The sequence below is a fragment of the Sorangium sp. So ce131 genome, from assembly GCF_051519095.1.
GTDB lineage: Bacteria > Myxococcota_A > Polyangia > Polyangiales > Polyangiaceae > Sorangium.
Genome location: NZ_CP150455.1, coordinates 335,657 through 349,269 on the forward strand (window position 1 = coordinate 335,657; position 13,613 = coordinate 349,269).

General features: G+C 72.7%; 10 protein-coding genes. 4 read left to right on the forward strand and 6 right to left on the reverse strand.

What is annotated here, in order from left to right; genetic code table 11:
- Positions 1–144: 144 nt before the first annotated feature.
- Positions 145–1,440, forward strand: a complete 1,296-nt coding sequence (locus WMF43_RS01330; protein WP_437676862.1) for a S1 family peptidase — start codon at positions 145–147, stop codon at positions 1,438–1,440.
- A gap of 127 nt (positions 1,441–1,567) precedes the next feature.
- Here WMF43_RS01330 and WMF43_RS01335 read toward each other — a convergent pair whose 3' ends face one another.
- From WMF43_RS01335 to WMF43_RS01350, 4 genes are all read right to left on the reverse strand, one after another.
- On the reverse strand, positions 1,568–2,764 hold the full coding sequence (locus tag WMF43_RS01335; RefSeq protein ID WP_437676863.1) for an FAD-dependent monooxygenase: 1,197 nt from the start codon (positions 2,762–2,764) through the stop codon (positions 1,568–1,570).
- 20 nt (positions 2,765–2,784) lie between these two features.
- Positions 2,785–4,638: a LodA/GoxA family CTQ-dependent oxidase gene (locus WMF43_RS01340; protein WP_437676865.1), complete on the reverse strand. Its 1,854-nt coding sequence runs from the start codon at positions 4,636–4,638 to the stop codon at positions 2,785–2,787.
- 62 nt (positions 4,639–4,700) lie between these two features.
- Positions 4,701–7,562 carry a hypothetical protein gene (locus tag WMF43_RS01345; RefSeq protein ID WP_437676866.1) on the reverse strand — a complete coding sequence of 954 codons (2,862 nt, stop codon included), beginning with the start codon at positions 7,560–7,562 and terminating at the stop codon, positions 4,701–4,703.
- A 423-nt stretch (positions 7,563–7,985) separates the two neighbouring features.
- Positions 7,986–9,014 carry a WD40 repeat domain-containing protein gene (locus tag WMF43_RS01350; RefSeq protein ID WP_437676867.1) on the reverse strand — a complete coding sequence of 343 codons (1,029 nt, stop codon included), beginning with the start codon at positions 9,012–9,014 and terminating at the stop codon, positions 7,986–7,988.
- Between the two features lie 161 nt (positions 9,015–9,175).
- On the opposite strand from WMF43_RS01350, the gene WMF43_RS01355 reads away from it, so the two are divergent.
- Entirely contained in the window at positions 9,176–9,346 is a 171-nt protein-coding gene (locus WMF43_RS01355) for a hypothetical protein (RefSeq protein WP_437676869.1), read from the forward strand.
- Between the two features lie 15 nt (positions 9,347–9,361).
- Positions 9,362–10,798, forward strand: coding sequence for a multicopper oxidase family protein (locus WMF43_RS01360; RefSeq protein WP_437676870.1), 1,437 nt, complete (start codon positions 9,362–9,364; stop codon positions 10,796–10,798).
- 202 nt (positions 10,799–11,000) lie between these two features.
- Here WMF43_RS01360 and WMF43_RS01365 read toward each other — a convergent pair whose 3' ends face one another.
- Entirely contained in the window at positions 11,001–12,371 is a 1,371-nt protein-coding gene (locus WMF43_RS01365) for a hypothetical protein (protein WP_437676871.1), read from the reverse strand.
- A gap of 290 nt (positions 12,372–12,661) precedes the next feature.
- Between WMF43_RS01365 and WMF43_RS01370 the strand changes: the two genes are divergently transcribed.
- The gene (locus WMF43_RS01370) at positions 12,662–13,252 is read left to right on the forward strand and encodes a Uma2 family endonuclease (protein WP_437676873.1); all 591 of its coding nucleotides are present in this window, start codon (positions 12,662–12,664) and stop codon (positions 13,250–13,252) included.
- Positions 13,253–13,258: 6 nt separating this feature from the next.
- Here WMF43_RS01370 and WMF43_RS01375 read toward each other — a convergent pair whose 3' ends face one another.
- Positions 13,259–13,555, reverse strand: coding sequence for a PD-(D/E)XK nuclease domain-containing protein (locus tag WMF43_RS01375; RefSeq protein ID WP_437676875.1), 297 nt, complete (start codon positions 13,553–13,555; stop codon positions 13,259–13,261).
- Positions 13,556–13,613: the final 58 nt, after the last annotated feature.

Below are 13,613 nucleotides of genomic sequence, written 5' to 3' on the forward strand. Positions count from 1 at the left end.
CAACTCGGAGACGCCGTCGCCGAGCCGGGCACGCCGTAATCACAGGCCCCGTCACCCTGATTGCTGACGAACGCTGGCTCCTGGCGGAGGTGGACTCCGTCGGCGCGAGCGCTCGTCTGAACAGAAGCATGATGTGGAGGCAGAATGAAGAAGAGAGAACTTGGTCACCAGCTCGGCCTCGCGGTGTGCGCGGGCGCCGCGCTCGGCCTCTCCGCGGGCTGCTCGCTTGAAAGCGCGTCGGACGAGCCGAACGAGGCGCTCGAGCCGCATTCGTCCGCCATCATCGGCGGCGAGCTCGCCGAGGCGAGCCCCTGGGCCGTCCAGGTCTTCGACGTGCGCGGGAGCACGGGCGACTTCTACCAGTGCACTGGCACCCTCGTCGCGCCGCGCTGGGTGCTCACCGCGCAGCACTGCATCGCGGACGAGGGCGAGACATCGGCGGTGCGCCTCGGCAGCAACACGTACCGCGAGGGCCGGCGCATCGCGGTCGACGCCGTCGAGGTGCCCTCGGCGGGCGTCGACATCGCGCTGCTCCACCTGGCCGAGGACGTCAATGGACCGTTCGTCCAGCTCGCCCCCGCGGGGCCGGCCGTGAACGGGAGGGACGCGACGGTCTACGGCTGGGGGAGCGAGGGCACGCCGCTGGTGATGGCGCCGTCGCTCAAGAAGGCGACCGTCCACATCAATGGCCGGCGCTCCGACGACGAGATCCTGGCGACGGGCGTGACGGGCTCGGGCTGGAGCGGCGACTCCGGCGGCCCGTGGTTCGTCGACGGGCGTCAGGTCGCCGTGTTCTCGGCCACCAGCGGCCAGGACGGCACGAACCTGCACGCGACGCTCGCCGGCGTCGACGTCGCGCGCCACCGCGCGTGGATCGACGCGACGCTCGCCGGCGGCCCCACGGTCCACCCGAGCAACCAGGTCGTGCTCTACGATCTCTCGAGCTTCTCCGGCGTCTCGCAGGGCTTCGGGATCGGCCGCCACAACCTCTCGAACACGACGGTCATCGGCGACGACCGCGCGAGCGCCATCAGGGTCCCCGCCGGGCTCCGGGTCACGGCCTTCCTCCACCCCGACGCCGGGGGCGAGGCGCGCGTCTTCAACTCGAACACGGATCTCGTGGCCGCGGGCTTCAACGACACGATCTCGAGCATCATCGTCTCGCGCGCCTCGGACCCGCAGCTCGACGTGGTCACCTTCTACGAGCACGCCAACCTCTCGGGCGGATCGGTCGCGTACGGCGTCGGCTCCGGCCTCTTCTACAGCAGCCCATGGGACCAGAGGGTCAGCTCCGTCCGCGTCCCCGCCGGCTTCAAGGTGACGCTCTACGACGGGCTCTGGCGATACTCGGCCGAGTCGCGCGTCTTCACGACGGACGTGAACCTCGCCCCCCACAACTTCGACGACAAGGCCCGGAGCTTCCTTATCGAGCGCTTGTAGGAGCGAGCGCGCGGCTCGCGTCGCGCGGCGGGCGCCGGATCACCCCCACGCCGGCCGCGCGCGGCGTGGCCGGCGAGGCGCTCGCTGCCCGGGCGAACCGCGCGATGCCCCGCACCGGCGCTCGCGCTCATCGGACGGCCGAGGCGCGGAAGCGCGCGCCGACGTCGGCTTGCTCGGCGCCGTAGCCCTCGACCCAGGCCGCGTACGCCTCCGCCGCGCCCCCGCCGCCCTCGGGCGACGGCCCGGCGTGGATCACGGCGTGGGCCGCGCGCGCCGCCGACGCGACGGCGAACAGGAGACCGCTGCCGCTCAGCGGGTCCGACACACACGCGGCGTCGCCGACCGCGATCCAGCCCGGCCCTGCGGCCGCGGACCACCGCGCCGCGCCCGCCGCGGCTCCCCACAGGCGCGGGACCGCCTCCCGGTGCGGCAGGAGCGCGCGGACGAGGTGCGTCCGGCCGAGCGCGCGCGACCACAACTCGGCCCGCGAGAGCCCCGACCGGAGCGCGGCGCCGAGCGCGGCGGGCGCGAGCGACAGGCCCAGGAAGCGCCCGCCGCGCGGGTGCGGCAGCGCGTACCACCAGCCGTCGGGCGTGGCCTCCACCACGAGGGCGCGCGGGGCGGGCAACACGTCGGGAGCGCCGGGCCCCGATCCCGCCCCCGGTTCCGCCGTCCATCCGAGCAGCGCCATCTCGGTGAAGCGGCCGCGCGCCCGGGCGCCGGCCAGGGTGGACCAGCCCGCGGCGCCGCGCCCGGTCGCGAGCACGAGCGTCGCCGCGCGGAGGCGCAGCGGCCGCCCGGCCTCCGGCCGCCCGGCCTCCACGTCGATCGTCCAGCGGCCCCGCGCCCGCTCGAGCCCGACGACCGAGCCCGCGACGAGGGAGACCCCACGGCGGGCCGCGTGCGACCGGAGCGACGCGTCCAGGGCGCCCCGCTCGAGGGCGAGCCCGCGCCCGTGCGGGGTCCACAGCGCGCTCGTCACCTGGGGCTCCGCCGTCTCCCAGCGAGCGATCGTCTCGACGATCTCCACCGCGGGCACCGCCTCCAGCGCGGCGGCGCCGAGGCGTGCGAGCAGGAGCCGGCGCGCCTCGCCGGAGAGCAGCTCGACCGCGGACCCTCGCGCGGCGCGGCCCGCGCGTGCACCTCCGCCGCGCGAGCGGCCCGCGCGTGCACCTCCGCCCTCGCCGGCGCCCGCGCGCCGGTCGACGAGCACGACGGCGGCGCCCGCGTCGGCGAGCAGGCTCGCCGCCACGGCGCCCGCCGGGCCGCCGCCGATCACGACGACGTCGGCCGACGATCTCTCGTGTGTCAGGGGGACTGTCATCTCGGCCCGCAGCGGCGCGCTCAAGGCACGTCCGGCTTGCGCTCCTGTTCAAACTGCACGTCGCCCTTGGCGTGCACGAAGCCGAGCTTCTTCCAGTGGTCGAGCATCTCGGAATACGACGGCATGTACTTGTCCTGCGGATGGCCGGTCGCCCAGGGGGCCGCCGTCCCTGCCACGGTCGCTCGATGCCACCTCACCATCGAGTTCCTGCCCCTCGCGTCCGCCTCGCTCGCATACACCGCGTCGGGGCGCTGCGCGGGCCACCAACCCCACTGCCTGTTCGAGCCCGCCGGCTCCTCCTCGAGCTTGCACATGAGGAAATCTGCCTGCCACGGCAACGCCATCTGCCGGCTGAAGTGCCCGGGGCCGACCGTGACGCCGACGTCGGACACGTATTTGGAGGGCGCCGCGTGTTTGATCCGGAACGGCTCGAGGAACATCGCAGGGTGCCGGATCTGCCAGCTCACCTCGATCCCGGGGTAGAAGCCGCCGCCCACGGCGTTCTCCAGGGCCGCGCGATCGAGGCCCGCCGGCGTGATGGCCCCGGCGGCTGGCGGCGCCGGCGGCGCGGCGCTGCCCTTCACGAAATCGCCGCTCGCCCAGCGCTCGAGCAGCGCGTACTGCACGGGCGTCAGGGTGAGCCGCCGCCGCGTGCCCACCTTCCACTGGCCGTAGGCGTCGTCGCCGAGCAACTTCGGCATCGTCTGCCGCGTCGGGAGGCCGTCGCCGGCGAGCCCCGGGGGGTGGAGCTGATCGAAGACGTACTTGCGCAGCTGCGCGCCCGCCGCCGAGGGGTCGGCGAGCTGCGGGTACATGGAGGCGAACATGCCGTTCGCGCCGAGGCTCGTGTGCGCGTTCTGCGCCGGCTCGAAGAGCGACGCGGACTGGAGGCCGCGGTAGAGGATCGGCCAGATCTCGTCGTCGAACGACGGGCGGTACCTGGTGAGGCCGACCTTGCCCCACGCCTTCCCCTTGAGCTCCGCGTTGATCTCCTTGAGCGGCCTGAGCGGCCCCTCGTAGATCGTCTCGTTCGCGGGGAGGACGAGCTCCCGCGCGGCGACGTCGAAGAGCGTGTCGTAGAGCGAGACCACGTTGCGGGTGAAGGGCGCGAAGTCCGGCGGCCCGCAGAGCACCCAGGCGCCGAGCGCCCACGCGGCGCCGCCGCTCGTGAACTTGATCACCGCGGTCACCGGGCCGTCGGACACGTCGTCGAACCAGCCGTCGTTGTTCGCGTAGTCCGTGATCGGCGCGCCGCCGACGGCGGACGACAGGCCGACGCCCCCGAGGAACAGGAGGCGCCCCGCGTCGTCGGTCCGGAGCTCGCCGAGGTACTCGATCGGAGGCGTCGGCGCGGGCGTCGGCCAGCTCTCGGTCGCCCCCGGGGGCGCGGTGCCCTTCCGGAAGGGCACCGGCTTGGCGAGCTTGCCGCTGATCGTGCGGAATCCGGGGTCGATCCAGAGCGTCCGGCGGCTCGGGCGCGGCGCGGCGTTGCGCCGGACGGGCGCGATGCGCTTGGGCCCGAACACGGGATCGCCGAGCAGGCCGTTGAACGCGAAGAACTCGGCCTTCTTGTTCGCGACATGCACCTTCCACTCGATCGACTTGATCCCCGCCGTGCCGAGGTGGATCTCCTGGTCGGGCTTGTACCGGCCCTTGCCGTCGTCGACGTAGCGCCAGATGCGGAACCGCGCCGCCTGGCGCTTGATGCGGCCCGCGCTGTCCTTGAAGGCGGGCACCGCCGTGCCGATCGGCGGAGCTCCCTCGGGTGGACGGCCGGGCACCTCGGGGCCGACGAAGAAATCGGGCGAGTCGCCGATCCTCGCGATGCCGATCGCGGGGTGGATCCGGAAGATGGTCGGAAGCGGCTTGGCCATGGGGGAGCTCCAGGTGGGTTGGCGGTCTCAGCGCCGGCGTTCGTGGGTGTTCGAGGCGCCGCTCACTGCGGCACCCATCGGCCCGATCCGTCCTTCTGCCACTCGGGGAGCGAGGACTGCTCGCGGAGCTTGATGAGCGTGGTCGGGAGCCGCACATCCCACGGATCGCCCTGGGCCACCTCGGTGCCCGGCGCCTTGTCGCGCTCCTTGATCTCCTCGATGATGTTCACGTAAAGCGGGCTGGTGACCTCGGGCAGGTCGCTGCCGTTCCAGATCTCGCCCGTCTCGAGGAAGTGGGCGACGGCCGCCTCGAACCCGGGCCGCACCGAGACGACGAGGCGCGCGGCCCCCGCCTTGATGAACTCGGCGAAGAGCGGGTCGGTGTCCTGGAGCAGCGCTCGCTTCGTCCAGTTCGACTTCCGCCCCCAGAAGTAGGGATAGAAGAAGAACATCATCTGCTCCCACTCGAAGGCCTGCTCGAAGAAGCGGATGTACGCGCCCTCCTTCTCGGCCTCGGCGAGGCTCGGCTGCGGGTAGCCCTGGGCGCTCGTCGAGACCGCGCCGAAGAGGTCGTAGTGCTGCCACGTGAACACCGACAGCGCGCCTTTCTTGAGCTCCGCGCGGATCAGGTGCTCGTTCTCGGAGGGGTTGCGCCCCTCGATCTTCGAGGCTGCCTCGACCTCCAGCGCCGCGAGCTTCTCCTCGTAGTCCCGGAGCTGCTTCTGGTACGCTTGGAGGATCGCGGCGTGTGTCTTGAGCTTCCAGGCGTCGAGCGCGCGCGGCGTGCGCTGGCAGAGGATCTCGACGGCCGTGACGACCGCCCCCGCCTTCCAGGACTTGAGCACCATGGGGACGCTCCCCACCTCGTTGTTCATCGAGAAGCTCCAGCTCCAGCCGCCGTTCTTCGTGAACCGGTGGCCTCGCTGGCCGACGAAGACGTCGACCGCGGCGTTGTCTTCCCACAGGGTGAAGGTGTTGAGGACGTTGCCGCTGATCGCCTGGTACCCGTCGGTGATCGGCACCTCGATCGCCTTCGTGATGGAGTGCCCCTCGTCCGCCTGGCCCTCCATGACGCGCGCGAGGGTCAGGTACGGCCCGGGCGGGGGCTCGACGCCGATCACGCCGTAGCGCTGCACGTAAAAGGCGTAGTTGCCCTCGTTGACGTCCGAGGGCTTGAGCGTGAAGGGGGCGGGCCTCACGAGATCGGGCCCCGGCTTGGGCTGGTCGCTCGCGGCGTGGAGGAAGAACGCCGCCGGCTCGGGCAGCACGATGTCGAAGAGGAGGCGCTTTCCGTAGTTGAAGACCTGCGCCTCGTAGACCTTGTCGAGCCACTGGTACTGCCCGATCACGTGCCCGCCGCTGTTCTTGTTGTCGACGCCGTGTTTGTTGGTCTCCTCGAAGACCTCGATCGTCTTGAGGATCCGCTCCTCGCGCCGGCGCTCGGACAGGCGGCTCGTCGCGCGGCCGGTCACGTCTTTGCTGTAGCTCGTCGCGACCTTGGCCGACTCCTCCTTGGCGCGGTTCATGGCGAAGTCGGTCGACACCTTGAACTCCACCACGGGGCCGTACTTGCCGGAGACGGCGGCGCCGATCTTCAGGCTCTGGTCGTCCTTGACCACCTGGCTCGACTCGTTCTTGAGCTCGAAGCGCTCGGTGGTCTGCTGATCCCGCTCCTCTTCCCGCTTGCTCTCGATCTCGACGGTGACCGTCTCCTCGGTCGTGCGGGCGCGGCGGTGCGTCTTCTCCTTGAACTCGCCCCGCAGGATGTTCTCGACGTGGGCGAGCTCGCGCGCCTCGTAGCGCTTGAGGAACTGCCGCACGACCAGGAGATCGCCGACGCCGGCGGGCGCGATGGTGCCGTGTGTGGTCGGCACGGACGCCTCCTCGATGGAGCCCACGGCGCCGACCACGTCGGGGACGAGCGTGGAGCCGACGGAGATGAGCCTCACGGGCGCGGCCCCCTCGCGCTCTGCGAGCGAGAGCTCGAGCCCCTGGAGCTCGGTGGAGAGCCGCTCGACCACCGTGGGGAGGCTCAGGCGCGTGAGGTCGAGCCCCCGCTCGGCGAGCACGCCGAGCGCGTCGGCGTCGAACGCGGCGGCGGCCTCGGCCGACAGCACGAAGGGGCGCGCGCGGAGCCCCCTGGCCGCCGCGGGGATGCCGGGGTTCCGCGCGGCCGGGTCCGCCGGCTGGGGCGCGGGCTCGGTGGGCACCTCGCCCTCGTCGGCGGCCTCCTCGTCCGGGTCCTGGTGGACGTGGTCGGGCGTCACGCGGGTGAGCGCGTCGTAGGCGCGGCGCAGGCGGTCGCGCAGGGCGCGCTGCTCGCCCGCGTCCCCGCCCTGGTCGCCCGGCCCGTGTGCACCGCCTTGCCCCGGGCTGCTCGCCGCGTTGCGCAGGCCCGGGACCGGGAACACGTCGCCGGGCAAGAGGAGCGTGCGGCTCAGCGCGTTCGCTATCGCGGAGGTGGCCTCGATCGTGCTGTCGTTCTTCCCCACCCGCTCGACGATCGACGCGACGCGCAGGAGCGCCGCCGCGTCCGCGGTGCGCAGCCCGCCCTCGTCGCCGAGGAGGAAGTCCGCCGCCACGGCGTCGCTCAGCCGCTCGCGATCCTGGGTGAAGGTCGCGGCGGCGACGATCGACCTCGCGTCGGCGCCGAGCGCGGTCCTCACGAGCTCCTCGAGCACGTTGCGCGGCGCGTCCCTGCGCGCGGCGAGCGAGCCGAGGAGCCGCACGAGGCCCGCGCCGTGGTGGAGATCGCCGGCGGAGGCGAGCGCGTTCGCCCGGCGCCGCTCCTCCGCGAGGCGCTTCAGCTGCTCCCTCGACCCCGCCTCGCCGCGCGCCTGCGCGAGCTGCGCACGGAAATCGCTGGACAGCTTCACAGGGACAGTCTTCGACTCCGCGTCGACGCGCTCCGCGGGCCTTGCCATGATGAATCGGAATAGTTCCTCTGACACGTCAGCTCCTCGTATGTAATCGGCCGACGCTCGTCAAAGCGTCCACCTTTGCATTCTATACGAGCTGCACTCCCACCATCGCAACAGCGGTTTTTTGCTACGCCGAGTGAATGAATTATTTTGGGGGAAATCGCGAGCGGCCGACAATGTTTGAGAGGGCAAACACAGCCAGAAGACGATGTTTGCGGGAGCAAACGCAGCCAGAAGGCAATGTTTGCTGGAGCAAACGCAGCCAGCAGACAATGTTTGCGGGAGCAAACATAACCAGCAGACGATGTTCGCTGGAGCAAACACAGTCAGCAGACGATGTTCGCTGGAGCAAACACAGTCAGCAGACAATGTTTGCGGGCGCAAACACAACCCGCTGCGGCGAGCCCGTCGTCCGCCGCTGCTCGTCTACGGCGGAGATAGCTGCGCGCCGGTCGTGAGATCCCACAGCCTCACGCGGCCGCTGGACGCCGCCGCCAGCGTCTTGCCGTCGGGCGCGATCGCCATTGCGCTCGCCCCTCGGCCGAAGCTCCGCCTCAGGTGGCCCGTGGCCGCGTCGAACACCTGAATCGGCTGTTCGCCGTGGGCCGTCACGACCGTCTCGGGGTCGGGTAGCGCCACCTGCACCGCCCCCGACGAGGTCCCGCGGGGGAGCGTCCACTCGGCGCCGGTCGCGAAGCGGCGGACGCGGAGCGACGGGCTCATGCCATAGGGCGTGTAGGCGACCGCCGCGGCGCTGCAATCGGGGGAGAGGGCGATCCGCTCCGCGGAGGCGTGGGTCTCGACGGGCGCGGGGCGATGGCCCCGATCGAGGAACGCCGGCGGCTCGATCGCGCCGATCGTCGCGCCCGTCGCGGTGTCCCAGGCAGACACCACGTCGCGCCCCGCGGCGGCGCAGCGGCCGTCGGCCGAGAAGGCGACCGGGCCGCCCGAGACCGCGCGGCCGTACAGCACGTCGGTCTGCCGGCCCGCGGCGAGGTCGAACACGCGCGTCCCGTAAGGCTCGCCGATCGCGATCAGCACGCCGGGGCGCGGCGGGAGCACGAGGGTGGAAGGGAGCACCAGCGCCGTGAGCGACTCCTTCACGGTCGCCACCACGCGCCCGCTCGCGGCGTCGTGGATCTCGAAGACGGACGCGGTCGGGAGCTCGTGATGGAGGGTCGCGACGCGACGCCCGTCGGGCGAGAGCGTGACGGTGCCGCCGGCGTGCCGCGGCAGCGCGGCCGCGCCGAGCTGGCGGCCGTGCAGGTCGAAACGGCGGACCTCTCCGGGGCCGAGGGTGACGAGCGTCGCGCCGTCAGGCGTGAAGGCGAGCGCGGTCAGGTCCTCGTGGACGATCGGCAAGCTCGGGGCCGGCGGGTCCACCGTGGTCCTCGGAGACCGGTCGCAGGCGGCGAGGGCGAGGGTCAGCACGGCCAGGGCGGCGAGGCGCTTCATCGGGCGACCCCTCCCGGCGGGCGAGCGCGCCGCCTGCGTCGGCCTCCGCGGGCGGCGGCGGGCCAAGCCGGTCGCTTCATCACCTCGCGCAGGGAGGCTCCGCAGAGGTCGTCACAGGGCCGATCGTCGCCGCTCATCGTTCGCCGCGAGGAGACTACCACGTGCGACGGGCCGAGGCGGCCGGGTCGCTCGGCGCGCCCGGCGGCGAGGTCGCCGTCGTGACCACCGAGCCGGGCTCGCGGTCCCAGCTCGACGTCATGCGCCAGGGGTTCGCGCTGCTCTACGCGCGGGCGATCCTCGTCCGCGAGGCGCCCGGCGGCGGCAGCGGCTAAGATCCGCGGCGACTCATGCCGAGCAACACCCCGCTATCCCTCTCCTGTTTCTTGCTTGCTGCCTCCTGTCTCTTGCCTGCCGCCGCCGCCGTCGGCTGCGCCGAGCCCCCGTCCCAGCCCGAGGGGTGGGACAGCGCGGTGGCGCTGCGCCCGGCGCGCGACCTCGATGGCACGCCGGAGGTCGTCGAGGTCGACCTGACGGCGAAGGTCGCCGACGTGGAGATCGTGCCCGGCACGGCGACGCCCGCCTGGACCTACGACGGCGGCATCCCCGGGCCGCTCCTCCGCGCCAGGGCCGGCGATCGCGTGGTCGTCCACTTCCGCAACGAGCTCCCCGCGCCCACGACCATCCACTGGCACGGCGTGCGCCTGCAGGCGGCCATGGACGGCGCGCCCGGGCACAGCCAGCCCGAGACGCCGCCCGGCGGCAGCTTCACCTACGACTTCGTCGTGCCCGACGCGGGGCTGTTCTGGTACCACCCGCACGTCGACTCCGCCGTGCAGGCCGGCAACGGCCTCTACGGCGCATTGCTCGTCGAGGATCCGGGCGAGCCCGCGGATCTCGGCGACGAGCTCGTCCTCGTGCTCAGCGACATCGACGTGCGCGAGGATGGCGCGCTCGGGGACCCGGCGTCAGGCGGCAACCTCGGCACGCTGTTCGGGCGCGAGGGCAGCCACCTGCTGGTCAACGGCCGGGTCAACCCGGTGATCGAGGCGCGCGCCGGGCTCCGGCAGCGGTGGCGCGTCGTCAACGCGGCGAAGAGCCGTTATTACCAGCTCGCGATCGCGGATCACCGCTTCACCCGCATCGGCGGCGACGGCGGGCTGATGGAGCGCCCCGTCGAGGCGGACATGCTCCTCGTCGCCCCGGGCGAGCGCGCCGACGTGCTGATCGCGCCGCGCGGCGCGCCGGGGTCGACGCTCTCGGTGCGGTGGGTGCCGTACGACCGCGGCTACGGCGCGACCTTCGCGCGGCCCGAGGTCGAGGCCTTCCGCGTCCACCTCGCGGACGCGCCGCAGGCGGAGGACGAGCCGCTCCCGGCGATCGCCCGGTCGATCCCGGCGCTCGACCCGGCGGCGGCGAGGCGCGTCGACCTGGCGCTCACGCAGCGGGAGGGCCCGGGCGACCTCGTGATGGGCATCAACGGCGTGCCGTCCTGGGAGGCGGAGCCGCTCGTCGCGGCGGTGGGCGACACCGAGGTGTGGACGGTCGAGAACACGATGCCGTTCGACCACCCGTTCCACCTGCACGGCTTCTTCTTCCAGGTGCTCGACGAGGACGGCCTGCCCGTCAGGCCGATGGAGTGGAAGGACACGGTGAACGTGCCCGTGGACGGCGCGACGCGGTTCATCGTCCGTTATGACAACCGGCCTGGCATGTGGATGTTCCACTGCCACATCCTCGATCACGCCGAGGCCGGGATGATGGGCATGCTGCACGTCACGCGGTGAGGGCGCGCGGCGCGGTCAGGGGAGGTGTCGCTCAGGGGCTGCCGGGGCCGGGGAAGTCCACGCCCCACCAGGTGTGGTCGCGGAACTCGCTCCAGAGCGTCGCGCGCGTCTGCCCGGTCTCCGTGACGAAGATGCTCTCGTCGTACGGGCGCCGCGGAGGACCACGTCGCAGGGGCGCTCGCGCCGGCGTTTGCCGGCTACGTCACATCCACATCCGCGCCACGACGCCGTAGGTGCCGGGCCCGGGGGACATGCCCACGTCGCCGCCGCCGAGCAGGACCTGGTCTTCGGAGACCACCTTCACCGTGTGCAGCTGCCCGAACTCGCCGAGGTCGACCGGGAGCACGCCGCCCTCGCCGAACGCCGGATCGAGCGCGCCGTCGCACGTGTACCGCGCGAGCAGCGGCGTGGTCGTGCCGCCTTCGCCGCGCTCGCCGCCGTTGCCCGCGACGAGGACGGCGCCGCCCGGGAGCAGGGCCATGTCCTCGGCCACGTCGTCGCCGCCGGTGGTCGGCCACGCGGCCACGCCCTCGTCGCCGAACGCGCGGTCGGGCGCGCCGTCCGGGCGGAAGCGGCGGACCTGGAAGTCGCGCGCCCCCTCGGGGCCGGCGTCGCCGGCCACCACGACGCCGCCGTCGGGGGACAACGCGACCGCGACCGCGCGCTCGTCGATCCCGGGATCGCCCGCGACGATCGCGCCCCCGCGGCCGAAGGAGCGATCGAGCGCGCCGTCGCGGCGCAGGCGGATGACGAGCATGTCGCGCTGGCCGCCCCGCTCGACGGAGCCGGCGACGACGAGGCGGCCGCGGCGATCGAGCGCGACCGCCTCGGCGACCGACGAGGTGCCCAGCGAGACGGTCAGGTAGCCGCGCGGGCTGGCGAACGAGGTGTCGAGGGCGCCGTCCGCGGTGGCGCGCGCGACCAGCAGGCGCCCGTCGCGCTGGCCCACGGCCACGATCGCGTCGTCCGGCGCGACCAGGCCGTCCCGGAGCTCCTCGTCTCCGCCGAGGTCGAGCAGGCTCTTGCCGCCGTCGCCGAAACCGGCGTCGAGCGAGCCGTCCTCCGCGTAGCGCGCCAGCGCCACGTCCGCCGAGGCGTCCCGGAACCGATCGTGCCAGCCGATGGCGACGACCCCGCCGTCGCGCTGGTGGCCGACGGCGGCCAGATAGGCCAGGGCGGCGGTCGAGTTGAACCAGGAGGTGGTCACCATGCCGTTTTCGCCGAAGGTGGGATCGGGCGCGCCGGAACTGGTCAGCCGGGCGAGGCGGAACCTGATCGCGCCGAGCCCACCCTGGCCCCACCCGGCCGCGATGATCCGGTCGCCTTCGACGTCGAGATCGAAGAAGCCGCCGTCGTCGTCGGCGCCGAAGCGCACCCGCGCGATCCCGGTCCCCGCCTCCCCGAACGACGGATCGAGCTCCCCTGCGAGCGGGCCGGGCTCGTCGCCCGCGCAGCCGCAGGAGCCGCCGCCGCGCGCGGGATCCGCCCCGGCGGGCGGTGCGCTCGCGGCGGGCTCCTCGGCGAGGAGGTGACTCGGGACGAGCAACAGGAGCAATGCATAGAAGGTTTTCATGAGAGGATCTGTTGGACGCGCGAAGAGGGGTGTCAAACGGGCGGCCATGCTGTCATCGCGGCGTCACGCGGGCGCCGGAGATCTCACCGCCTCGGACACATCGCGCGCGGTCCGCCGAGCCCGCTTGTATATCGCTTCCTGGTCGGACTCGGTCATGTTGGCCCACAGCTCGGCCCTCGCTCCGCTGCGAACCCGCGCCCGCCCCGATCGCTTCGCCGCCGCGAGGTGCGCCGAGCTCGCCGCGCGCTCGTCGTCTTGCCTCGCCGCGCGCTTCCGGGCAGGCTTCGACCATGGGCCAGCCCGCCGAGAAGCATCGCCGCGCCACCTATGCCGACCTCGAGGCCGTCCCGTCGAACAAGGTGGCGGAGCTCCTCCGCGGCGTGCTGCACGTCATGCCTCGGCCTGCGCCGCGACATGCGCGCGCGAGCTCGGGGTTGGGTGCGGAGCTCACGGGTCCGTTCGATCACGGCAAGGGTGGCCCCGGCGGATGGTGGATCCTCGATGAGCCCGAGCTCCATTTCCCGGACCCGAGCGCGCCGGGAGAGGTGGAGGCGCTGGTCCCGGACATCGCCGGCTGGCGGCGCGAGCGGATGCCTGAGCTGCCCGAGACAGCCCACATCTCGCTCGCCCCGGACTGGATCGGCGAGGTTCTGAGCCCATCGACGGAGAAGCTCGATCGCGAGGAGAAGATGCCGATCTACGCACGCGAGGGTGTGCGGCACGCGTGGCTCGTCGATCCTCTCAGGTGCACACTCGAGACATTCTCCCTCGTTCCTGGGGGCGAATGGGAGCCCGGCCCGGTCCACCGCGATGCTGCGCGCGTCCGCGTCGTGCCATTCGACGCCATCGAGCTCGACCTTTCTTTTCTCTGGGCGAAGTAGCGCCGCTCAGGGGGCGCCGTGCGAGGGGGCCGCCCGCACCCAGACGCGCTTCCCGTCGAACGCCACCGCGAACGCGTGCACCGGCGCCGCCCCCGCGGCCCGGAGCTCCGCCGCGTAGTCTCTCTCCCGGATCTGCCCGAGGCCATGTTCCAGCGCCGCCTCCGGCGCCCGGTCGGGACCAACCACCTTGATCTCCACGACCACACCCGGATTGCCCGGCCGCGCCGGCCGGATCAACACATCCCCACCGCAGGCGGCGACAGGCAGCATGAGGAGGTCGCGGCCGAGGGTCAAGCGCTTCACATGCGCATGTGAATGCGTTCACATACGCATGTGAACGCCGGGGCCGCGCCTCGCCCCC